This is a genomic window from Ruegeria arenilitoris, from assembly GCF_013031355.1.
GTDB classification, from domain to species: Bacteria; Pseudomonadota; Alphaproteobacteria; order Rhodobacterales; family Rhodobacteraceae; genus Ruegeria; species Ruegeria arenilitoris_C.
This window is the reverse complement of sequence record NZ_WPZO01000002.1, coordinates 609,694-630,856: the sequence shown is the minus strand read 5'-3', so window position 1 is coordinate 630,856 and position 21,163 is coordinate 609,694. Positions and strand designations below refer to the sequence as shown.

General features: G+C 56.5%; 18 protein-coding genes and 1 pseudogene. 4 read left to right on the top strand and 15 right to left on the bottom strand.

Translation table 11 applies throughout. The annotated features are described in order from the left end of the window. Positions 1–655 (bottom strand): GntR family transcriptional regulator (locus GOX63_RS08525; RefSeq protein WP_170545511.1); only part of this gene is annotated, 655 nt, incomplete at its 3' end. 110 nt (positions 656–765) lie between these two features. Between GOX63_RS08525 and GOX63_RS08520 the strand changes: the two genes are divergently transcribed. The 3 genes from GOX63_RS08520 to proX are packed head-to-tail and all read left to right on the top strand — an operon-like array spanning position 766 to position 3,885. Continuing rightward, on the top strand, positions 766–1,887 hold the full coding sequence (locus tag GOX63_RS08520) for a glycine betaine/L-proline ABC transporter ATP-binding protein (protein ID WP_174826733.1): 1,122 nt from the start codon (positions 766–768) through the stop codon (positions 1,885–1,887). A gap of 11 nt (positions 1,888–1,898) precedes the next feature. Beyond that, positions 1,899–2,870, top strand: coding sequence for an ABC transporter permease (locus GOX63_RS08515; RefSeq protein ID WP_170545508.1), 972 nt, complete (start codon positions 1,899–1,901; stop codon positions 2,868–2,870). Positions 2,871–2,892: 22 nt separating this feature from the next. After that, positions 2,893–3,885, top strand: coding sequence for a glycine betaine/L-proline ABC transporter substrate-binding protein ProX (gene proX, locus GOX63_RS08510; RefSeq protein WP_170545506.1), 993 nt, complete (start codon positions 2,893–2,895; stop codon positions 3,883–3,885). Positions 3,886–4,057: 172 nt separating this feature from the next. Here the strand turns inward: proX and GOX63_RS08505 are convergent, their stop codons facing one another. The 14 genes and pseudogenes from GOX63_RS08505 to GOX63_RS08445 form a co-directional block, all read right to left on the bottom strand. Then, the gene (locus GOX63_RS08505) at positions 4,058–5,944 is read right to left on the bottom strand and encodes a DEAD/DEAH box helicase (protein WP_170545503.1); all 1,887 of its coding nucleotides are present in this window, start codon (positions 5,942–5,944) and stop codon (positions 4,058–4,060) included. A gap of 516 nt (positions 5,945–6,460) precedes the next feature. Then, a complete protein-coding gene (locus GOX63_RS08500) occupies positions 6,461–8,269 on the bottom strand; it encodes an aminopeptidase P family protein (protein ID WP_254435894.1) in 1,809 nt (602 codons plus the stop codon). After that, entirely contained in the window at positions 8,256–9,254 is a 999-nt protein-coding gene (locus tag GOX63_RS08495) for an ABC transporter ATP-binding protein (protein WP_170327538.1), read from the bottom strand. Before GOX63_RS08495 ends, GOX63_RS08500 begins: the two co-directional genes overlap by 14 nt. After that, the gene (locus GOX63_RS08490) at positions 9,251–10,243 is read right to left on the bottom strand and encodes an ABC transporter ATP-binding protein (RefSeq protein ID WP_170327537.1); all 993 of its coding nucleotides are present in this window, start codon (positions 10,241–10,243) and stop codon (positions 9,251–9,253) included. Before GOX63_RS08490 ends, GOX63_RS08495 begins: the two co-directional genes overlap by 4 nt. Before the next feature lie 3 nt (positions 10,244–10,246). Continuing rightward, entirely contained in the window at positions 10,247–11,098 is an 852-nt protein-coding gene (locus tag GOX63_RS08485; RefSeq protein ID WP_170545499.1) for an ABC transporter permease, read from the bottom strand. Beyond that, entirely contained in the window at positions 11,095–12,036 is a 942-nt protein-coding gene (locus GOX63_RS08480; RefSeq protein WP_170327535.1) for an ABC transporter permease, read from the bottom strand. Before GOX63_RS08480 ends, GOX63_RS08485 begins: the two co-directional genes overlap by 4 nt. Positions 12,037–12,095: 59 nt before the next feature. Continuing rightward, positions 12,096–13,679 carry an ABC transporter substrate-binding protein gene (locus GOX63_RS08475; protein ID WP_217356191.1) on the bottom strand — a complete coding sequence of 528 codons (1,584 nt, stop codon included), beginning with the start codon at positions 13,677–13,679 and terminating at the stop codon, positions 12,096–12,098. Positions 13,680–13,823: 144 nt separating this feature from the next. Then, complete coding sequence (locus GOX63_RS08470) at positions 13,824–14,423, bottom strand: helix-turn-helix domain-containing protein (protein ID WP_170545493.1); 600 nt, start codon at positions 14,421–14,423, stop codon at positions 13,824–13,826. A gap of 151 nt (positions 14,424–14,574) precedes the next feature. Beyond that, positions 14,575–14,775, bottom strand: coding sequence for a hypothetical protein (locus GOX63_RS08465; RefSeq protein WP_170327532.1), 201 nt, complete (start codon positions 14,773–14,775; stop codon positions 14,575–14,577). Positions 14,776–14,808: 33 nt separating this feature from the next. Further along, a complete protein-coding gene (locus GOX63_RS23965) occupies positions 14,809–14,943 on the bottom strand; it encodes a hypothetical protein (RefSeq protein ID WP_302477145.1) in 135 nt (44 codons plus the stop codon). 454 nt (positions 14,944–15,397) lie between these two features. Then, positions 15,398–16,315: a DMT family transporter gene (locus GOX63_RS08460; protein WP_170327531.1), complete on the bottom strand. Its 918-nt coding sequence runs from the start codon at positions 16,313–16,315 to the stop codon at positions 15,398–15,400. Between the two features lie 298 nt (positions 16,316–16,613). After that, positions 16,614–17,179: pseudogene (locus GOX63_RS23765) on the bottom strand (integrase); the annotation flags it as partial. Between the two features lie 265 nt (positions 17,180–17,444). Next, the gene (locus tag GOX63_RS08450; RefSeq protein ID WP_170545490.1) at positions 17,445–18,536 is read right to left on the bottom strand and encodes an aminomethyltransferase family protein; all 1,092 of its coding nucleotides are present in this window, start codon (positions 18,534–18,536) and stop codon (positions 17,445–17,447) included. Positions 18,537–18,547: 11 nt separating this feature from the next. Then, entirely contained in the window at positions 18,548–20,113 is a 1,566-nt protein-coding gene (locus GOX63_RS08445) for a trimethylamine methyltransferase family protein (RefSeq protein WP_367647200.1), read from the bottom strand. Positions 20,114–20,216: 103 nt separating this feature from the next. Between GOX63_RS08445 and GOX63_RS08440 the strand changes: the two genes are divergently transcribed. After that, the gene (locus tag GOX63_RS08440; RefSeq protein ID WP_170545487.1) at positions 20,217–21,101 is read left to right on the top strand and encodes a LysR substrate-binding domain-containing protein; all 885 of its coding nucleotides are present in this window, start codon (positions 20,217–20,219) and stop codon (positions 21,099–21,101) included. Positions 21,102–21,163 lie beyond the last annotated feature (62 nt).

The following is a 21,163-nucleotide window of genomic DNA, read 5'->3' as shown; positions in this document are numbered from 1 at the left end:
TGACAAACAACTCAATCTGGTCGCGCGACAGATTCCAATGATCAATCGCCAATGAACCCGCAACAGACTCGTCCCCAGCCTCAATGGCCGCGATGATGGCGTCATGCTGGGCACTGGCCTCGGACAGGTTCTCGGTCATGACCGGGTCCTGTGGTCGGTAGAAGGTCATGCCGATCCGGGCATGATCGATCAGCAGCCGCTTGAAAGACGGCAGCAGATAAATGTTATCGGCCATATCGCCGGTAATCTCGTGAAAGCGGTTGTTGGCCATGGCCCGGTCTGCACCGGACCCGCCGCGCAACGCCGATTTGAAATCTTCCTGCGCCTGCTTCAGTTGTTCAATTTGGGCAGGCCGAGCATTCTTTGCCGCCAGTTGCAGAATTGCGCCATAGATCATCGGAGCTGCAAGAAAGAAGTCGCGCAACGTCGTATAGGACATCCCCGATACGCGCGCGCCACGGTTCTCGCGTAACTCAAGGTACCCTTCACCCGCCAATTGCCGAAAAACCTCGCGCAATGGCGTCCGCGAAAGTGCAAACTCTTCAGATAGCGTCGCCTCGTCCAGATCCGTTCCAGGCTGAAGCGCAAGCGTCAAAACTGACACTTTCAAATGATCATAAAGCTGCTGCTTTCGACGTCGCGACGCGTCTTTCATGTTCGACCTCCCAAAAGAATACACGCGCCTGTGCAGTAACGGAATCGCCGCTGTGCTTCCACTGGTTCAACACAATAGAAGAAAATTCAAATTGTGTACAAGAAAAAAATATGCAGTATGCAACGCGAGTTTTAGGTTGGGAGGAAGCGGTGAAAGATTCACATGATGACGCTGTCATCGATTGCCGAAATCTATGGAAAATTTTCGGCAAACGTTCCGCAGAGGCTATGAAAGCTGTTCAGGAACAAGGGCTTGGCAAGCTTGAAGTGCGGGATCGCTTTGACTGTGTTGTCGGCGTTCAGGACGCCACTTTCACGGTCGGGCGGGGTGAGATTTTCTGCATTATGGGCCTGTCAGGCTCGGGTAAATCGACCCTGATTCGCCATGTGAACCGACTGATCGAACCAACTTCGGGTCAGCTGTTCATCGAGGGCCAGGACGTCAACAAGCTGAACGCACGCGACCTGCGCGAGGTTCGGGCCGAGAAAATCGGCATGGTTTTCCAGAACATGGCGCTGATGCCACATCGTACCGTGTTGGATAATGTGTCCTTCAGCCAAGAGGTTCGGGGTCATGATGCAAAAGAGCGCCATGAAAACGCCATGCGCGCCATTGATGCGGTTGACCTGAACGGCTGGGATCAAAAATACCCCGATGAGCTGTCAGGCGGTATGCAACAACGCGTGGGGCTTGCCCGTGCCATTGCCGCCGACCCGTCGATCCTGTTGATGGACGAACCCTTTTCGGCTCTCGACCCGCTGATCCGGCGACAGTTGCAGGACAAGTTTATGTCGCTGTCGGCCGAGATGAAAAAGACCACGCTGTTTATCACTCACGATCTGGATGAAGCGATCCGCATCGGCGACCGCATCGCGATCATGAAAGACGGTGCTTTGGTGCAGGTTGGTACGCCCGAAGACATCGTGACCAACCCGGTAGACGACTATGTGGCCGATTTTGTCGCCGGCATTTCCAAGCTGGAACTGATCTCGGCTGGCAAGATCATGGAGCCGGTGGCCGCGTTTGAACAGCGCCGCGGTCCGGTCGATCACGACCAATGGCCCGAAGCGCATCCGGATCACTCGCTGGATGATCTGGTCAATCTCTCCATCGCAACACAGCACCCCGTTGTGGTGAAAGCCGATGGCAAACCGATCGGGATCGTTACCAAAAACGCACTGCTGCGCGGCATCCAGGGTGATGTCGACGACCCCGCAACAATGAAACACTGAGAGAGGGTATCATGGCAGACACAGAACTCAGCATCCTCGATCCCTTCTCGTCCATCGATTTGGGCATCGCCGAAAGTGCGGATGGCGTCAAAGGTTGGGCCATCGCCAACAGGGCGATTATCCAGCCCATCAAGAACTTCTTCAACGAAATGATCGTCGGCATCGACACGGCTTTGAACGCTGTGCCGCCTCTGATCATGCTGATCATCATCATCCTGATTGCTTGGCAGGCCGCAGGTCGTCGCACCGCCATTCTGGTTGGCATCCTCATGACCGCACTTGGCTTCCTTTCGCCGAATGCCTGGGGGCTGGCGATGACCACGCTTGCCATCGTGGTTTCTGCGGTGATCCTGTCGTTCTTTATTGGCCTGCCACTTGGCATTCTGGCTGGCAAGAATGACCGGTTCGAGGCCGCAATCCGCCCGATCCTGGATACCATGCAGACAATTCCGGCCTTCGTGTATCTTGTGCCGGTGGTCATGCTGATCGGTATCGGCAACGTGTCGGGCGTGGTCGTTACGATCATCTTCGCACTGCCGCCGTTGATCCGCCTGACGTCGCTGGGTATTCGGGGCGTCAACCCGTCGGTGGTCGAAGCTGCCCGGGCCTTTGGTGCCAATCCGCGACAGGTCCTGTTCAAAGTCGAGCTGCCCCTGGCCACCCCCACCATTCTGGCCGGTGTAAACCAGACAATCATGCTGTCGCTGTCGATGGTCGTGATTGCCTCGATGATTTCGGTCAAAGGGCTTGGCAACGAAGTGCTGCGTGCCATGGGTCGACTGGATGCCGGTAAGGCGCTGGTTGGCGGCCTTGGCATTGTGATCCTGGCGATCGTGCTGGACCGCATCACTCAGGGCATGGGCCAATCCGGGCGCGAGCGTGGACACCGTCATTGGTACGAAGGCGGCCCGGTTGGCCTTGTGCTGCGTCTGATCAAAAAGCCTCAGCCCGAACAAACACCCGAACCACAGAAAACGAACTGATCTATTGGGAGGACCTTTCACTATGTTCGTCAAATCAACTCTGGCCGCGTTTGCTGCCACAACTATCCTCGCCACGTCGGCCTTTGCGGCCGGCGACAAGCCCGGCGAGGGCGTCACCGTTCGCCCGGTGATCCAGCCGATTGCGGAAGAGATCTTCCAGCACCGTATCCTGTTCAGGGCGCTGAATGATCTGGGCTATGACGTTGCCGAGCCCGAAGAAGTACAGGCGCAAACCCTGCACCTGGCTTTGGGCACGGGCGACGCGGATTTCACCGCTGTGCACTGGAACGGCCTGCACGACACCTTCTTCCAGGAATCGGGTGGTGACGACGTTCTTGAGAAAGTCGGGACCCTGATCGACGGTGCACTGCAGGGGTATCTGGTCAACAAAGCCGCCTATGATGCAGGTGTTCAGAATCTGGGTGATCTGAAAGACCCGGAAAAGGCCGCTCTGTTCGATGCCGATGGTGATGGCAAAGCCGACCTGGCTGGCTGTGTTCCTGGCTGGGGCTGTGAGCGTGTCATCGAGCACCAACTGGATGAGTTCGGACTGCGTGACACCGTCAACCACAACCAAGGTGAATATAACGCGATCATCGCGGACACCATCGCGCGCAGCGAAGGTGGCGAGAACGTCCTGTACTACACCTGGACCCCTTACTGGGTATCGGGTGTTCTGGTTCCGGGTGAAAACGTTGAATTCCTGGCCGTGCCGTATTCGTCTCTGCCCGATGGCGCAACCGCCGAGACTACTTTCGATGGCAAGGATCTTGGCTTTGCGGTCGATAGTATCCGTATCGTCGCCACCGATGAGTTCCTAGCCGCAAACCCGGCCGCTGCGAAACTGTTCGAAGTTGCCAAGATCGACATCAACGACATCTCGGCCCAAAACAAAAAAATCGCGGATGGCGAAGACAGCTCGGACGATATCGACCGGCATGTTGATGAGTGGATTGCTGCCAACCAGGCCGCATATGACAGCTGGCTGGAAGCCGCACGCGCCGCAGCGCAATAATACTAAGGCAACAATTTTGCTTTTCAGACTGCGCGGGCCAACCCGCGCAGTCTTTTTTTGGGGGTAGGGCTAAGGCGCCCTAGCGCAGCTTTGCCTTCTTGGCCTAGAGGCCGCATCGGGAAAGCCGCGATGCAACGCAGATGAAACCCGTCCAGATACGCGAGCGCCTCGCTTATTTCGGGCGCCTTGGCACAGCATTGCCACCTTTAGCCGCGGCCGCACGAGCCCGGTTTTTCTTGCTGCTTGGCTTACCTTTGGGCGGCGGCGGACCCTTCGGGCGACCGCCCGGTTTTTTGCTTGAACCCTTGAGGTTGTCGCGTTTGGTCTTGGCTTCAGCTTTTACCTTGTCAGACGGCTTGGGCTCGGGCTTCTTTCGCGCCTTCGCAGGCTTCGGCTCGGTAAGGCGAGGCGGTTTTTGCCAGGTTTTCTCCGGACCTTTTTTGCCTTTTGCGCCCCGTTTGGGACCTGCCTTGGCAGAGCTCGAAAAATCGGGTGCAGTATCCAGCTGCACGATGTCTTTTGTGCCCTCGATTTTCATCTCGGGTCCGATCGCGTCCAAAAAGCCAGGAACGCTGCTTTCGCGAATTTCGATATAGGTCACATCGTCCGCGATACGGATCGCTCCAACATCGGTTTTGGTAATGTTCCCCGCCTTGCAAATCATGGGAAGAAGATAGCGAGGAGACGCATTGTCATTGCGACCTTCCGACAGCGAAAACCAGACGCTCGGCCCAAAGGGCACGTTCGGCTTCGGCCCGGCGTCCTTGACGTCGCCTAACTCTTCCGGTGCGGAATGCTGACGCTGGTATTGACGGACATAGGCCGCGGCCAGTTGTTCTGGTGAGAACCTTGCCACCAGTTCATCAACGGATGGGCGTTCGGTCTCGGTTACATCCGTCAGCCAATCGTCCGAACCGAACATCCGCTGCAAGTCCTGCGCGTTGACCTCGTCGGCCGAAGGGGCAGCCCCCCAGTCGGCCGTCAGTTTGGCGAACTTCAACAGACGTTGCGCCTTTTTGAACGACGCCGGAGGGACGATCAGGGCGCTGACCCCTTTGCGCCCTGCACGACCTGTTCGGCCCGAGCGGTGCAGAAGGGTTTCATGACTGTTCGGCAGTTCGGCATGAACCACCAGATTTAAGTTCGGTAGATCAATCCCGCGGGCGGCGACGTCGGTTGCCACGCAGACACGGGCGCGCCCATCACGCATGGCTTGCAGGGCGTTGGACCGCTCGCTTTGGGTCAGCTCACCGGACAGCGCCACAACCGAGAACCCACGGTTCGACAGCCGGGCCGTCAGACGGCTGACCATGGCACGCGTGTTGCAAAACACGATGGCGTTTGGCGCCTCATAAAACCGCAACACGTTGATGATCGCATTTTCACCATCACGAGGAGCTACGCTCATTGCGCGATATTCGATATCAGCGTGCTGCGTCCGCTCACTGACGGTGCTAACACGTTCGGCATCCCGTTGGTACTGGGCAGCAAGGCTGACAATGGCGCGGGGAACGGTGGCCGAAAACAACAGCGTCTGGCGGTCTGTTGGCGTTTGCTCGAGAATGAACTCCAGATCTTCGCGGAACCCGAGGTCGAGCATTTCATCGGCTTCGTCCAGAACCACGGCGCGCACGGCCGTCAGGTCTATTGAGCCGCGCATGATATGATCGCGCAACCGCCCCGGCGTTGCGACAACGATATGCGCACCCCGGGCCAACGCCCGGCGTTCATCGCGCATATCCATGCCGCCGACGCATGATGCAATGAAAGCCCCCGCTTCGGCGTAAAGCCATCCCAGCTCTCGCTTGACCTGCATCGCAAGCTCTCGCGTCGGCGCGATGACCAATGCCAAAGGCGCATCTGCTGTATCAAAAACCTGCGCCTCGTCCAGAATGGTCGGTGCAATGGCCAAACCAAACCCGATGGTTTTCCCCGATCCGGTTTGCGCAGAAACCAACAGGTCCCGCCCCTGCAAATCCGGCGCGGTCACTGCCTCTTGGACAGGGGTCAGTGTGTCATATCCTTTGCGCTTTAGCGCAGCTTCGAGTGTCTGTTTCATGGTTCGGCTCTCTTGGGTGATGCTGTCACCCTCAGAGCGTCCAACATACGGATCAAAATCGAAGCGCTGTCCATACCGAGTGAAGAAGCGGATGTATAGAGCGAAAAAGGAGGGCCAACTGAGCCTGCGGTCTCATCCACAAGGCAATGCGATGCGGTAAGTATACAGTAGATTCGGAGCGCTTTGGCTTCACAAAAGCCCACACGGCGCGGGATGCCTCGCTCATCATGCTAGAGGGGTTATGTAGCAAGCTATATTGGATAGCAGCATCAGCGGAACTGGTGGTTTTTGTGGCCCTGCTAGCTGGGCAAACTGCGAAAACGGAGAGAAGCAAAGCGTGAATTGACCTTTCTGTCTCACGTTGACCAGTTCGAAACCACATTCATTCATGATTTCTTCAAGATCCCGGTATCAAACACCGTAGTGCTAGTAGAAGAAGATCGCGTGCGATCAGAACCGCAGTTGGAATGACAGTTGGGACCAGGGTTTGCAACAGGGCCCAACAAAACGGAATTTCTACAGAGGCAAAGGCGCATAGGCGGTCTTGAGCCAGACCAATGTGGATGGAGACAGCAGTGGGCCAAGACGCTCAAGCAGTGTCGCATGATAAGTATTCAGCCAGTTGATCTCGGTTTCATTCAATAACTCAGTCTGCAGCATGGCGGTTTGAACAGGGCACCATGTCAGGTTCGAAAACGCCATGAACCCGTCCTCGGCTCTTACGATCTCGAACAGGTTTTCGATCCGGATACCGAACTGATTAGCCACATAATAGCCCGGCTCGATCGACAGGATCATGCCGGGGGCAAGGTCGACCGGACTATGGGGTTTTCCGATACGTTGGGGATGCTCGTGTACTGAAAGTCTGTGCCCAACACCGTGGCCCGTACCGTGGTCATAGTCCAGGCCGAGGTCCCACAAGGGGCGGCGGCAGATTGCGTCTATGTGATGGCCTTGTGTTCCGGCGGGAAAGCGTAGGGTCGCGATGGCGTGGAAGGCTTTGAAAACTGCAGTGTAGGCGCGGTCATAGCCCTCTGGCCGGATTGGACCAAAGGCGAAGCTGCGCGTGGCATCGGTGGTTCCGGTTTCGTACTGGCCGCCGGAATCGAGGAGATAGGTGCCATTTTCCAAAAGCGGAACCGTGTTGTCCTCTTGTGTCGCGTAATGGCACATCGCAGCGTTGCCGGACGCGGCAGAAATCGGATTGAAGCTTTCCTCAAGAAAACTGGGCTGCGCTTGTCGGAAGCTCAGAATGGCGCGCTCAGCTTCACGTTCGGTCACAGGCTCGCCCTGTCTGGCGCGTAGAGGCACCTCGGTCGCCAACCATGCACAGAACTCGGTCCAGGCGACGCCATCCGCTATGTGACAAGCGCGCATGCCTTCGAGCTCGGTTTGATTTTTTATCGCTTTGGCCGCAGTCAGGAGGCTGGGCAAAGGCATCTTCCTTGCCTTTTTCTGCTCTAGCACAAGCCGAACAGCAGCGGGTGAGAATGCTGGGTCGAACAGAACGCCTTGACCTGCAGCGACTCTGGCCTTGATGGTCGGAAGAAAGGCACCGGGCGCGCAGGTTTGTACATTGTCCGGCAGGTGGTCGGTGACATATGCATCCAGCTTTTCCGGCGCGACGAACCATTGGACCAGTCCTTCGTCATCCAATAGCAGAAACGATTGAGGGACGGTGTTGTATGCCACATCTGCGCCACGAACATTCAAAAACCACGCGATGTTATCTGGCTGCGTTTCTACCAGAAATCTGGCCCCGAGGTCGCGCATCTGCTGAACCAGATCGCTGATCTTGTCTTGCGCTGGTTTTCCTGAAAGTTGAACGGGGAAAGGATCTATCCGACCCAGCGGAGCAGGGGGTTGATCAGGCCATACGGCATCGACGGGATTGGTTTTGATCGGGACAAGCTCGGCATCCGGCAACGCCTCGGCGAACCGATCCAGGAATACAGGCGGAAGGTGCATGGCATCAAAGCCAATGCGCCAGCCGGTCTGGGTATGCTCGGCCAGCCAAAACTCGGGCGGATTGTCGAACAGGTGTTGGTGCGTGAACAGCGGCGTTGGGCATTGGTTCGCTGCCTGCACCACATAGCGTCCGTCTACAAAGACAGCGACCGTGTCCATCGTCACGATTGCCATTCCTGCCGAGCCGGTGAAACCCGTGACATAAGCCAGTCGCTCGTCATGCGGTGCTACATATTCCGCCTGATGCGCGTCATACCGGGGCAGGATGAAGGCATCCAATCCTTGCGTCTGCAATTCGGCCCGGAGGGCGGCGATAACGGGGCCACGAGAGGTCTCGGGGGCATCAAGCATGGGCATTGATCTCTTCAACGTGATGGCAGGCCACTTCGCCTCGCCCCTCAACGGGCAGCAAGGCCGGAACCTGTTGTTTGCAAATTTCGCTGGCGTGTCGGCAACGAACATGGAACGGGCAGCCCGAAGGCATGTTCAACGGCGAGGGCAACTCGCCTTCAAGTTTGGTTGTCTTGCCACGGTCGTCCGGGTCCAAAGATGGGGCTGCTGACAAAAGCGCCTGACTGTAGGGATGGGAGGGGTTTGAAAACAGCGTTTCGCTGTCTCCAATCTCGACGATCCGACCCAGATAGATCACAGCCACACGGTTAGACACGTGCCGCACCAGGCGCAAATCGTGTGCGACAAACAAGATGGTCAGGTCGAGTTCTTGCTGCAGTTCCAGCAACAAGTTCACCACCTGAGCCTGGACCGAAACATCCAGAGCCGAGACAAGTTCATCCGCGATCAGCACCTCTGGCTCAACCGCCAGAGCGCGTGCGATTGCGATCCGTTGGCGTTGGCCGCCTGAGAACTCATGGGGCAGTTTGTGCTGCGCGTCTTGCGGCAGGCGCACCAACTCCAGAAGTTCCGAAACGCGGGCGGGGATTTCAGGGTCCGGGCGCATGTCATGAACCCGCAGCGCCTCGGCCAGAATCTGACCTGTTGTCATACGTGGATTGAGCGATGAGTAAGGATCCTGAAACATCATCTGGACGCGCCGGTTATAGCTGCGATCCGCGCGTTGATCGGCGCCAAAGATGTCTTGCCCATCGAAACGAACTTCGCCCTCGCTGGGCTTGTAGAGGCGCACGATACAGCGTGCCAACGTGGATTTGCCACAGCCAGATTCACCGACGATCCCGAGTGTTTCACCGCGGTTAAGATCTAGACTGACACCGTTCAGCGCGTTGACGACACGGCCCGGGCGACCCATGGCGACATCGGCCATGCTGCGCCCCAGAGGGAAGCGCAGGTGGAGGTCTCGGATCTGAAGCACCGAGGTCGTCATGCGGCATTCCCCTGTGATTTGGTGATCGGGTTCAAACAGGCCACTTGCCGCCCCTCGGTGACAACGGTCAGAGGTGGCCGGTCCTGCGTGCAGGCCGCAACACAGGCAGCACAGCGCGGGGCAAAGGCGCAACCTTGCGGCAGCGCATCAAGGCTGGGTGGGACGCCCGGCACCGAATAGAGCGGCGTCCGAGGTGGCAGGTTTTCAGGAACAGACCGCATCAGTCCAACGGTGTATGGGTGGCGCGGGTCTTTCAGCACACCGCGCACCGACCCTTGCTCGACAATCCGTCCGGCATACATCACGGCAACGGTGTCACAGGTCTGAGCGACGACGCCGAGGTCATGAGTAACCAGGACAACGCCCATATCCATGTCTTGCGCCAAGCGCAGGATCAGGTCGAGGATCTGCGCCTGAATGGTCACATCCAAGGCTGTTGTCGGCTCATCCGCCAACAGCAGTTTGGGATTTGCAGCCAGCGCAATGGCGATCATCACGCGTTGCCGCATTCCGCCCGAGAACTGGTGCGGGTAGTCTTTCAATCGTTGAGCGGCCGAGGGAATGCCGACCAAGTCTAACATCTCGATGGCACGATCGCGGCGAGCAGACTGGGATAGGTCGGTATGCGCGCGCAGGGTTTCTTCTAGCTGCAGACCGACCGTGAGAAGCGGGTTGAGTGAAGTCATTGGCTCCTGAAAGATCATTGCGATCTCGCGGCCTTGAATCTGGCGCAGGGCGCGATCTGGCATCTGGACCAAGTCCTGCCCTTGCCATCGAACCTCGCCGGTGACATCGCCGTAACGTCGCGCAAGGCCGATGATAGAGCGTAAAGTCACGCTCTTGCCCGACCCGCTTTCGCCGACCAGACCCAGAACCTCGCCCCGCGCGACCGAGAAACTGACATCGCGCAAAGCTGGCAATGGTTGCCCGCCGCGGTGGAAGGTGGTGTTGAGCCCATCAACCTCGAGTATCGGTGTGTTGTGTTCCATCCGTTACCCTCGCGGTCTCAGCAAATCTGCCAGCCCGTCACCCAGCAAGGAAAAGCCCAGCCCGGTCAGAACGATGGCGATGCCAGGCATCAGGCTCAGCCACCACGCTGTTGAAATGAAGTTGCGCCCTTCGGCGATCAGAACGCCCCATTCTGCTTGTGGCGGTTGCGCGCCAAGCCCCAGATAACCCAGCGAGGATCCCAGCAGAATCACCAGCGCCATATCGGTCATCCAATAGACGATGACCGGAGTTATCGCGTTGGGCAGCAGGTGGCGGAAGATGATGCGCTTGTCGGAGTAGCCCATGACCACACCGGCTGCGGCATAGTCGTTGCCCATTTGCGCAATCACCTCGGCCCGCATCAAGCGCGCGTAGTACACCCAATAGACCACCGAAATCGCGATATACATATTGACCAACCCGGGCCCCAAAACCGCAACAACTGCGATGACCAGCACTAGGAAGGGGAAAGTGATCACCGCATCCACGATCCGCCCAAAGATCAGGTCGGCGATACCCCGGTAGTACCCGACCAGAGCGCCAACTATGACACCGATCACCAGTGCAAAGACTGTGCCGAAGACAGCCATTTGCATGTTCACCTGATACGCCCAAATCACGCGAGACAAGCTATCCCGACCCAGCAGATCCGTGCCGAACGGGTGCGCCCATGAAGGTGGTTGGCGGACTGCAAGATAATCGATTGCGTTGGGGTCATACGGGGCAAAGAACCCCGGAAAAATCGCCAGAAGGATTGAGAACCCGATGATGATCAGCCCAGCAACAAACCCGGGTTTGCGCAGAGCCCTTTGCAGAAAGGTCGGCTGTGTTGGTGTGAAGGTTGCATCACTCATTGCAGGCGCATCCTTGGATCAAGGCGGCTTTGGAACAGGTCCGTCATCAGGAAGACCAGTGACACCAGTAAGGCGAAGGTCAGGGTCAGTCCTTGGATCAGGGGGTAATCGCGGGCGAAGATGGCTTCGAGCATCAGCCGCCCCATACCCGGAACCGCAAACACTGTTTCGGTGACCAGGGTGCCGCTCATCAGGTTGCCGATGGACAGGCCCAGCAGCGTTACGGTCGAAATCAGGGCATTCCTCAGCACATGCCGTCCCAAGATAAGCCGCGCGGGCAATCCTTTGGCGCGGGCGAATTGGACGTACTCGGCGTCCAGAACCTCGATGATCGCACTGCGCAGGTTCCGCATGATGATGGCCGAGGTGTAAAGCGCCACCGTCACCGACGGCAGAAACAAGTGATAGAGCCGTTCTCCAAAGGTGTCGCCATAGCCCCCCACGGGGAACAGGCGCAGCTGGGCTGCGAGGAAAGTCAGCAAAACCAATCCGATATAGAAAACTGGCATCGACAGGCCGATTTGGAAAACAGTGCGGATGACGGCGTCCGGCCAGCGGCCCCGGTTCAGCGCGGCAACAAAAGCCAGAGGTCCTGCTATCAGCAAAGACAAAACAACCGAGTAGATTGTCAGAAACACGGTAATCGGCAAGCGGTCTGCAATCACTGTGGTGACATCGGTACGCATCAGTATCGACCGTCCCAGATCGCCTTGCAGTGTGTTGGTGAGAAACAGCCAGAACTGCACGAACATTGGCTGTGTCAGACCAAGGCGTTCGCGAATGGCTTGAATATCAGCGTCCGAGGCGCGGTCGCCCGCCATGGCAATCGCAGGATCACCGGGCAGCATACGCACCAACAGAAAGATGATCACCATGACCAGAAAAAAGGTCGGGATCATCAGAAGTAGACGTTTGAAGATATAGGACAGACTGGACAAACGCTGGCTCCGCAAAGAATACCCGCCGCCCGTGAGCGACGGGCTGAGGGGGTCAGAGGTTAGCGGCTTACAGTCGCTTCGTCGAAGATATTATTGCCCAGCGGGGTCTGGACATAGCCATCAACGGCCGTTCCCAGTGCCACGGCAAACGGAGTTTCATACATGAACAGCAATGGGGCGGCCTCTGCATAGATCTCCTGCATCCGGGCAAACTGCGCCTTGCGGGCTTCGGCGTCCATCTCGCTTGCAGCTTTCTCAAACAAGGTGTTGAACTCGGCATTTTCCCAACCGGTGCCAACGGCTTTGGCGGTTGGCGTGTAGCCCAGCCAGCCAACAACCTGGCTTGGATCATTCACGTCATTCACCCAGCCATAGGTGTGAATGTCGAATTCGCCCGAACGGTTCTTGGCGCCGCGAGTGGCGTTATCGACCTGCTCGACCACCAGGCTGAGGCCCAGTTCACCCCACATCTGTTGCAGGGCTGCAAAGATCGTCGCATCATCCGCCGATCCCGCCAAAGTGGTCAACGTCACCTCGGTTCCGGGCTGTACACCCGCCTCAGCAATCAGCGCCTTGGCCTTGTCGAGGTCATAGGCATAAAGCGGGTTCAGGTCCGCAGCATATTGTGTCGCCTTTGCCATCAGAGGAGAGCTCATGGGTTGACCTGCGCCGTGCAGAACCACCCCAATCAGCGCATCTTTGTTGGTGGCATAGTTCAACGCCTGCCGGACACGCGGATCAGCCATTGGGTTCGGGGACCCATCTGCACGGGTTTCGCGTGTGTTGATCGGCGAATAGATGATCCGGGTCGACGGATAGAGCTGCATGTCGATGCTCGGATCAGCCTCCAATTCGGCTACGCGGCTGAAGGGGATGAACTCGGCAGCGTCCACCTCACCGGCTTGCAGGCGTAGGATACGGGTGGCGTCGTCGGGTACGATCTCAAAATGCACGCCGTCCAGATAGGGCAGGGCTTTGCCGTCCGCGCCCATGCGCCAGTAATGCTCGTTGGCGCAGAAATCCATCGAAGCGCCCTGTTCGAACCCGCACAGATAGAAGGGACCCGAGCCGACCCCGGCCGTTGTTGCCGCAAAGATGGCGGCAGATTTGTCCTGATCAGTGTCACCAGCGGCCGCATCAAACGCGGCTTTGGACACGATAGCCGTGTTGAACGTGGCCAGCATCGACAGGATTGTCGGGTCTGGCGCGCTCAGCGAAAGGGTAACTGTGTTGCCATCTGCAGCAACCGTGTCAATCGAACCCAGCAAACCTGCCCAAGGGCTCAGGTCAGGGTTGCGCGCACGGTCCAGCGAGAAAATGACGTCTTCGCCAGTCATAGGTGAGCCATCTGCAAACATGACGCCTTCGAGCAGGGTAAGAGTGACAGTCTTACCATCGTCGGAAACAGAATAGCTTTCGGCCAGTCCCGGTTCGACCGAGTTCCCGTCGGCGCTGCCGCGTAGCAACGTGTCAAACAGGCTGCCGACCATCCAGATATCCGGGTTGCGGTCTGCATAGATCGGGTCAATCAGACGTGATCCGTCATAACGGGCAAAGTTCAGCGTTCCACCTCGTTCCTGCGCCATAGCTGGCATCGCTAGGGTAGCAGCAACGGTTATTCCCAATACCGTCTTAAACTTCATTCTCTTCATCCTCCCGCAATAGTTCTTTTCCAACCTTAGAAGGGACAATAAGTGATTCTTAAAATTACTAAAGAAAATTTTAGTGAAGAGTGAAAATTTTTTACCGCCAGAACCTCGTGATTGTTTTCTGATCAGTTTAGAGCGTCACGAGGACCCTGTGTCTTTGATAGGTGAAGTTGTGACCCACAGCTCAACAGCCTCGGTCTCTCCAAGAACAACTGAATAGTGCCGCGTAGAGGTGTCGTGATGTATGACATCTCCGGGGGACATAATGAAAATCTGGTCTCCCAGATGGTATTCCAACTGACCTGAAAGCAAGTAGCAGAACGCCTCTCCATCATGACACATTTTCTCCGAAACATGGCCCGCAGGGCGATGAACGATCTGGGGGTGAAACAAGGCGCCCGAAAATCCAGGCCCTAGTTTTTCGTAGAAACGCCCGCGTGTTCCAAGAGAATACGTTTGTCGTTTGTCTTTCGGTACATACTCCGAAAAGACTTTTGGCACACTCAGCAGCTGTTCGATGCTGGTGTGCAATGCTGCGGCAATCGCCATCAGCGATGTCAGGGACGGCGAACTGAGCCCTCTTTCCACCTGAGACAAGAAACCGGTAGTCAGGTCCGAGGACTTCGCCACTTGATCAAGCGTCAACCCCATGGCTTTGCGCCGTCGCCGGATGGCCTGTCCCAACTCGGTCGGTTTGCCCTTTGGCTTGGCTTTGGCACGCTCGGTCGGGGCTGACATGCTGTTTCTCCTGCGGTTGACGGTTTGGCTATAAAACAGAATAACCGAGAGAAGATCAAAATTTTTCTTAGTACTGCTAAAAAAATCCACGCCACCGCGCTACGTCATATAGAAACATCGTTCGTCGCGGGGCGGTTTCTTGCTTTAGTGTTCAGATGCCTAGGTAAACGCAACGTTTGTGGGTGCCGGAATAGTGAACCCGGCCATACTGGAAGAGGTTGTTGTCCAACAGAACCAGATCACCCGGGTCATCCTCGGCACCATCACCAGAGGCGCTGTTGCTCCGAATTTCATCTTCTTTCAGACCATAGTCCCAATAGACACCGTTCTGCGTCCAGAAAGAGAAGCGCATTTCAGACATCTGGTTTAGCCAGACCTCTTCGCCCTAATAGCGTTGAAACACCTTTGCCCCGTGCGAGATGGTCATCGACCCGTTCGGCCCCAAGTCGCTATTGATACCGTAGTGGGCCAGATAAGCCTCGGCCTCTTCCCTGTTGCGGACACCAAGAGATTGTTTCAAACCCACGACCTGGCTGGTTTTTCCTCGGGATGCCAGCGGTAGTAACGGATGGCGCGACGGCGAGTTTCCTCGACAATCGCCGAATCAAGTTCTCCGGCGTCAGGCGGTTGTCGTTGATCGGAACTTCTCCGCCAGTTTCAGTGGTCTTCTGGAAAAAAATTAAAAAAGCCGGCCCGCCGGGCATATGGGTCATCTCGATAAGGGCGACAGCGTGACCTCGGGCGGTTCGAATCTAGTGACGTTGACATTGTTTTCCTACTAGTCGCGCACCGCTTTGCCGCCAGTGTAGTCTTGCGGCTTCACTCCCATTCCCGCGCAGAAAGCGCCAAACTCATCCAGCCTGAAACCGCACAACCTAAGTAAAGCTACCTGACTGAATTTACAGGGAATGGAAAAGATCTGGTCCAGATTAATATCAGGGAAAAGCGGGCAAAACAGTATGACCTTGCATGGGTTAGCCCGTGATTGGCGGCGGACGGGGGCGTTTCCCCGAGATGGCATTCCCAACGATGGCCACCAATAGCACGCCGCCGCCGAGTAGTGTGTTAACAGTTGCCGTTTCACCCAGAAATAGCCAGACCCATACCGGGCCAAGGAGAACCTCTGCAAGGGACAAAAGGACTAGTTCAGCCGCAGGCAGACCGCGAGATCCAATAGTGTAGAGAATAAGACCCGTACCAACCTGAACAACGCCCATGGTCATCGCAATGCCACCGTCGCGGGGGGACAGGAGTAAAGGCAAGTGTAAATACAGGCAAATCGTGGATGTGATAATTACTGCGAAAACGCCAGAGAGAAAAACCGATGGCAGCATGTCGGTCGATTTTCCCCAGCGCAGAGCCACTGTGAACACAGCAAATCCAAGAGCAGATCCCAGAGCCGCGACGCTGCCTTGAATTGCACTGCTTCCGGTCTTGTCAGCGACCATAATCGAAATGCCACAAATGGCGACGAAAATGGATATCCAGGTTGCCCTACGGACACGTTCTTTCAAGATAATCCACCCCAGAATTGCCGCCATGAACGGAGCAGAGGCAAAAAGCAGCATCGCATTGGCGACGGAAGTGACCTGAATCGCATAGATCGCACTAGAATAAGCTGCAACCAGTGACAGCCCCGCGATAACAGCAGGAAAACCAAGGCGACGAAGGTGTACAAAAGGCATCTCTCCGGTGCGCAATCGAATAACAACCAAGAGAAACAGGCTGAGGCTTATCGAACGATAGAGTAGGATCTGCCAGACGACGGCGTCTTCAATTAGGCGAATACCGAGCCCGACTGTCGACCAAAGAACCCCGGCCGCAAAGACAAAGAGTACGCCTCGCCCGTCATTACTCTTTCTGATTGCGGTCTCACTCTGCGTGTTCGTCATCTCATACTCGGCTGCCCAACTTCCGGGTCAACTGTATTGAAAGGAAATTGAGAAAACCTACTGGTTGCGACATTGGGCATTTGCAGCAATGCCGGCTTTTTTGCGAGACTTGATCATCTCTCTCACAGACCTCGCCGCGGAACGTATGAAGGGGCGGAACTCCTGCCGCGCGGCGACATACTGGGTTATGCAAGTGCGCCGAGTATTGTTCTGCGAGCACACTCAGCGAGATACTGACACAGCTTCTAAGGGCTCGGCATGAACCAATGCCACATGAATGACGGAAAGCCGCTTTGAAATGGTGAAGGGTGCTGTCGATCTTCGATCGACCAGGCAGCAGTTGCACAGCGCGAAGATTACCGGTCTTTAGGTATATTTCCGCTGCCCTTGCCCGGCGGAGTGAATGCGTGCCATTTTCACTTGGCACCAAGCCAATCGCCGTCACCCAGTCAGGGACAAGCTGACCAAACTGGCGCGTCGAAATGTGTGGCCGGTCATGGAAATGGCCAGGGAAGATGAACCGGTATGCAAACATCTCGGATGATCTGACCCGGGCCGGCACGGTTTCTCTCGTATTTTCCGTCTGTTCGAGCTGAACGGGTCGGTTGGTCTTGCTCTGGATCACCGAAACACGCTCCCGGACACGATCATCCTTCACGAGATCAGTCACGGCCAGCTGGACCAGATCGCGGCCGTGCGGCTTGCTGTCGATGGCGGCGGGGGCACGCAGGTTTCCGGCAAGTTCAAGTCGTGCGCTGCTGCCCAAACCTGCTTGGGCAGCAGCGGTCGTTTCTGACCGATGATCCGCCCCTTGTTCCAGGTATTGCATTTCGGGGTGACTGCGGGGAGTTGGACTCTTGGCATGATTTGCCCACCGATCCTCCCTCCGCATCCACTTATCAGCACCGCGCTTACAGCGCGCTTCTAAGAGCAGGATTGATCGACGGGTTTCCAAGGCCAACTTACGCGCGATTTCTGCTCAAGCATCGGGCGGAAATGAACCCGTATTTGCTGTTTTCGCGAAGTGAGCAAACGGCCGCTTTGGTGATAGTCTCTATTGTTTAAAACTTGTCTCCAAGTTCTTAAGGACGACCGAAACGATCGCCCTTTTGCGGCTCAATCCCATTGCTTAGCTACGTGTCCGTGACTTTTCAGGGTCATAGACTGGGCCGGCGACGATCTTTGCTGTTGTACTCAAAGCATCGCCAGCTACCGACAAACATGTACCGACGGGCAATCCCGGTTGCACATGGGCCAAAGCCAGTGATTTTCCCATGCGGCGCGAATAGCAAGGGCTGTTGATCACGCCCACGTTTTCGCCGTCCATCATCAGGGTTTCACCACCTTCGACCAAGTCGGGGTGGTCGATATCAATGCTGATGTTGTTGACCTTCTCATTTCCTTTAGCAGCCATGAGCGCAGCTTTCCCCCGGAAATCGGCTTTGGTAGTACTTATTGTAAAATCCAGGCCGACCTCCCACGGGGTGTTGTCCTCGGTCATGTCATAGCCATAGAACAACAGGCCCGCTTCGATGCGCACTTTATCCAGCGCCGTGAACGAACAGGGCATAACGCCAGCGGCCGCCAACTTGTCCCAGATTTCAGTGATGACGCTGCCATCGGCAAAAATCTCATAACCGCGTTCGCCGGAATAGCCAGTGCGCGATATGCGGCAAGCATGGCCAAACAGCGTCGCTGGCGCATGTTCAAAGTAGGCCAGTGTCCCAAGGTTGATATCGGAATGAGCGTTGAGGATATCCAGCGCTGCAGGGCCCTGTACGGACAGGTCGTGTAGGTCATCAGTAAATTGCACCTCAACATCTCTGCCTTCAGCCGAGGCCTCAAGCAGCGCCATCGTGTCACCCGATCCATGCACTATCATCCACTCATCGCCGCCGTTGTTAGACACAATCGCATCGTCCGCAATTCCGCCCTGATCAGTCAGCACACACAGATATGCCGCTTTGCCCGGTGTGACTTTTTTCAGATCTCGTGTGGTCAGATGGTCCAGAACCGCCCGCGCATCCGGCCCCCTCACAAATACCTTTTTCAGGGGCGACATGTCGAACATACCCGCGCGATCGCGTACCGCATCATGTTCGTCATTCGGGTCCGTGTCATAGGTCCAGGCAGTGCCCATGCCGTTCCAATCTTCCAAACCGGATCCAAGGGCCGTGTGGCGCGATGCAAGCGCCGACCTGCGGCTGAGTTCTTCGGTCATGATTTTCCTTTCTAGTACCATTCATCCGGCATCGCGGCCTTGCGTTCAGATACAAAATCCTCAAGCGCGGCACGGATGCCCGGGTTCATTTCAGGAGGTTGGTAATCGTTGAGCATCCGCCGCCATTGCACCGAGGCGCGCTGATCCGATGTGAGAGCCCCATTTTCGATCCAACTCTCGTAGGGGCCTGGGTCGGAAATCTGGGGCTCAAAATTGGCAGATGTATAGTGTCGCAAGGTATGGCCGCTAGACAGGAAATTTTCGCCCGGCTCGGTCTCTAGATAGGCATCACGGCCGAAGGCCTCGTCATCTGTTTCGAACCCTCGCAGCATTTTCAGAATCGCACCGCAATGATCCAAATCCATGATGAATTTTTCATAGGACATAACCAACCCGCCTTCGAGCCAGCCTGCCGCGTGCCAAACCTGATGCGCGCCGGACAATATCGTAGACCACATCGCACCGGCACTATCCTGCATGGCCTGCCCGTCCGGCGCATTCGATGACGTGATCTGTCCGCCACCGGAGCGAACCGGCACACCCAATCTGCGGCCCAACTGGGTGATCGCCATCGTGGTCATATTCGCCTCGGGCGAGCCAAAGGTCAGTCCACCTGTGCGAAGGTTCATCGTCGAGTGGAAGGAGCCAAAGACAACTGGGCAGCCGGGCCTGACCAACTGTGCCAGCGCAATTCCGACCATTGCCTCGGCCAATGTCTGCGCGGCGACGGCCGCCGGCGACAGCGGTCCCATTGCCCCCGCGAAAATCGCCGGTGAGACGCATACACATTGATTTGCCTCGGCATAGATACGCAACGCGCTGGACATTGTGTGATCATAGATCAGCGGGGAATTGACGTTGATATTGGCCTGCATCACCGTATTGCGTTCCAGAACCTCCGACCCAAAAACCAGTCGCGCCATTGCGATACTGTCCTCTGCCCGCTCGGGGGCTGTCACTGCCCCCATGAACGGCTTGGTCGACAGCGTGAGATGCGCCAGCATCATGTCCAGATGACGCTTGTTCACCGGTACATCCGTTGGTTCGACCACGGTGCCCCCGGAATGATTCAAGGCCGGCGCACCAAAGGTGAGTTTCACGAAATTCCGGAAATCCTTGAGCGTGGCATAGCGTCTGCCCTTTTCCAAATCGGTCACAAAAGGCGATCCATAGCCCGGCATCAGCACCACATTGTCCCCACCAAGGGTCACAGTTCTGTTCGGGTCGCGCGCGTGCAGCAGAAACGTCTCGGGTGCGGTGGCGCAGAGTTCACGCGCATGGCCGGGTTTGAAACGGACCCGTTCACCGGAAACCTGCGCGCCCGCCTGCGCAAACAGATCCAATGCTTGCTGATCGCCGCGAAATTCCACTCCGATTTCGTTCAGTATCCAGTCGGCCTGATCCTCGATTCTCTTCAGTGCCGCGTCGTTCAACAACGCGTATGCCGGGATACTGCGCCCCGAAAACGGCGCTGCAACTTCTGGTGTGTTGTGGCGCACCAACCGCCTACGACGGGCCTTGACGCGGTGGGTTGTCGAAGGCGGCGAATGAGGATCTGCGTTTAAATTGACCAACACCCTTACTCCTCCATGCGGGGCCAGGAACTAATCTGCACGATATAACGAACAGGAAAATCGAAAATTTCTTTTCACGGCGTTCAAGAAATTTATACTCTGATCTATGTCATCCAGGTTCCGCCATCACGATCAACTCAGACTCTTTGTCGAGATCGCCAGTCACGCCAGCTTTTCGGAAGCGGCAGAAGCGCTCAACATGACCAAGGGTGCCATCAGCTATCAGGTCAAAACGCTGGAGGACGATCTTGGTATGTCTCTGTTTCGGCGTACGACGAGGGGCGTTGCCCTGACGGGTGAGGGTCTCAGGCTGTTGGCAATCTGTCAGCCTCAGTATGACGAGATCGAATCTGAACTTTCTGCGCTGAAGGGTATCGTTTCGCGCACCTTGACGATCGGAGTCTCAACCTATTTTGCAGCACGCTGGCTCTCGCCTCGGCTGATGTCCTTCATGCAGGATCATCAGAGCGTGCAATTGCGAATTCAACCAATGGTTCAGTTTTCCGAGCAGGAGTTGCAGGATGTTGATCTGGCCATTCGCTGGGGCGATGGACAGTGGCGTGATGGCATTGTCACCCCCTTCATGCCCCTGCGTTCTTACCCAGTCGGCAATGCGGAGGCCGCGCAGCAGGTTTCAGAAATAGGCATGGAGAGCGCGATTTCCCGATTTACTCTGCTGAGGGATCGCGATGACAGCAACGCCTGGTCCGAATGGCTGAGAGCGGCCGGGCTTCCACGGCAAGCGCGGCGCGATGTGCTGATTGTTCCCGACCCGAACGTCCGGGTGCAGGCTGTAATCGACGGTCAGGGGATTGCCCTTTTGGATGATCTCGTACAAGAGGAGCTGCGAAGCACTAAGTTGTATCGGCTATCGGATACTACGCTTTCCGACTATGGATACTTCCTCTATAGACCGCTCCGGGTTGCTGAAACTGAAACGGTTCAGGATTTTTCCAATTGGCTTCAATTACAGAAGTCAACAGATCCATGATTGACGGCGTAACCATTATTCAGCGGATCGCTGAGCGCGGGGCACACATAAAAATCCTTGAT

Bases quoted from the DNA above. Each gene is read 5' to 3' on its own strand.
- GOX63_RS08440 (WP_170545487.1), top strand. From the start codon at position 20,217: ATGTCATCCAGGTTCCGCCATCACGATCAACTCAGACTCTTTGTCGAG.
- GOX63_RS08465 (WP_170327532.1), bottom strand. From the start codon at position 14,775: ATGCGCTTCTCTTTCTGGACGCAGAACGGTGTCTATTGGGACTATGGT.
- GOX63_RS08505 (WP_170545503.1), bottom strand. From the start codon at position 5,944: ATGAAACAGACACTCGAAGCTGCGCTAAAGCGCAAAGGATATGACACA.
- GOX63_RS08470 (WP_170545493.1), bottom strand. From the start codon at position 14,423: ATGTCAGCCCCGACCGAGCGTGCCAAAGCCAAGCCAAAGGGCAAACCG.
- GOX63_RS08500 (WP_254435894.1), bottom strand. From the start codon at position 8,269: ATGCCCATGCTTGATGCCCCCGAGACCTCTCGTGGCCCCGTTATCGCC.
- GOX63_RS08485 (WP_170545499.1), bottom strand. From the start codon at position 11,098: ATGAGTGATGCAACCTTCACACCAACACAGCCGACCTTTCTGCAAAGG.
- GOX63_RS08460 (WP_170327531.1), bottom strand. From the start codon at position 16,315: ATGACGAACACGCAGAGTGAGACCGCAATCAGAAAGAGTAATGACGGG.
- GOX63_RS08490 (WP_170327537.1), bottom strand. From the start codon at position 10,243: ATGGAACACAACACACCGATACTCGAGGTTGATGGGCTCAACACCACC.
- GOX63_RS08450 (WP_170545490.1), bottom strand. From the start codon at position 18,536: ATGACCGAAGAACTCAGCCGCAGGTCGGCGCTTGCATCGCGCCACACG.
- GOX63_RS08515 (WP_170545508.1), top strand. From the start codon at position 1,899: ATGGCAGACACAGAACTCAGCATCCTCGATCCCTTCTCGTCCATCGAT.
- GOX63_RS08475 (WP_217356191.1), bottom strand. From the start codon at position 13,679: ATGAAGTTTAAGACGGTATTGGGAATAACCGTTGCTGCTACCCTAGCG.
- proX (WP_170545506.1), top strand. From the start codon at position 2,893: ATGTTCGTCAAATCAACTCTGGCCGCGTTTGCTGCCACAACTATCCTC.
- GOX63_RS08495 (WP_170327538.1), bottom strand. From the start codon at position 9,254: ATGACGACCTCGGTGCTTCAGATCCGAGACCTCCACCTGCGCTTCCCT.
- GOX63_RS08520 (WP_174826733.1), top strand. From the start codon at position 766: ATGCAGTATGCAACGCGAGTTTTAGGTTGGGAGGAAGCGGTGAAAGAT.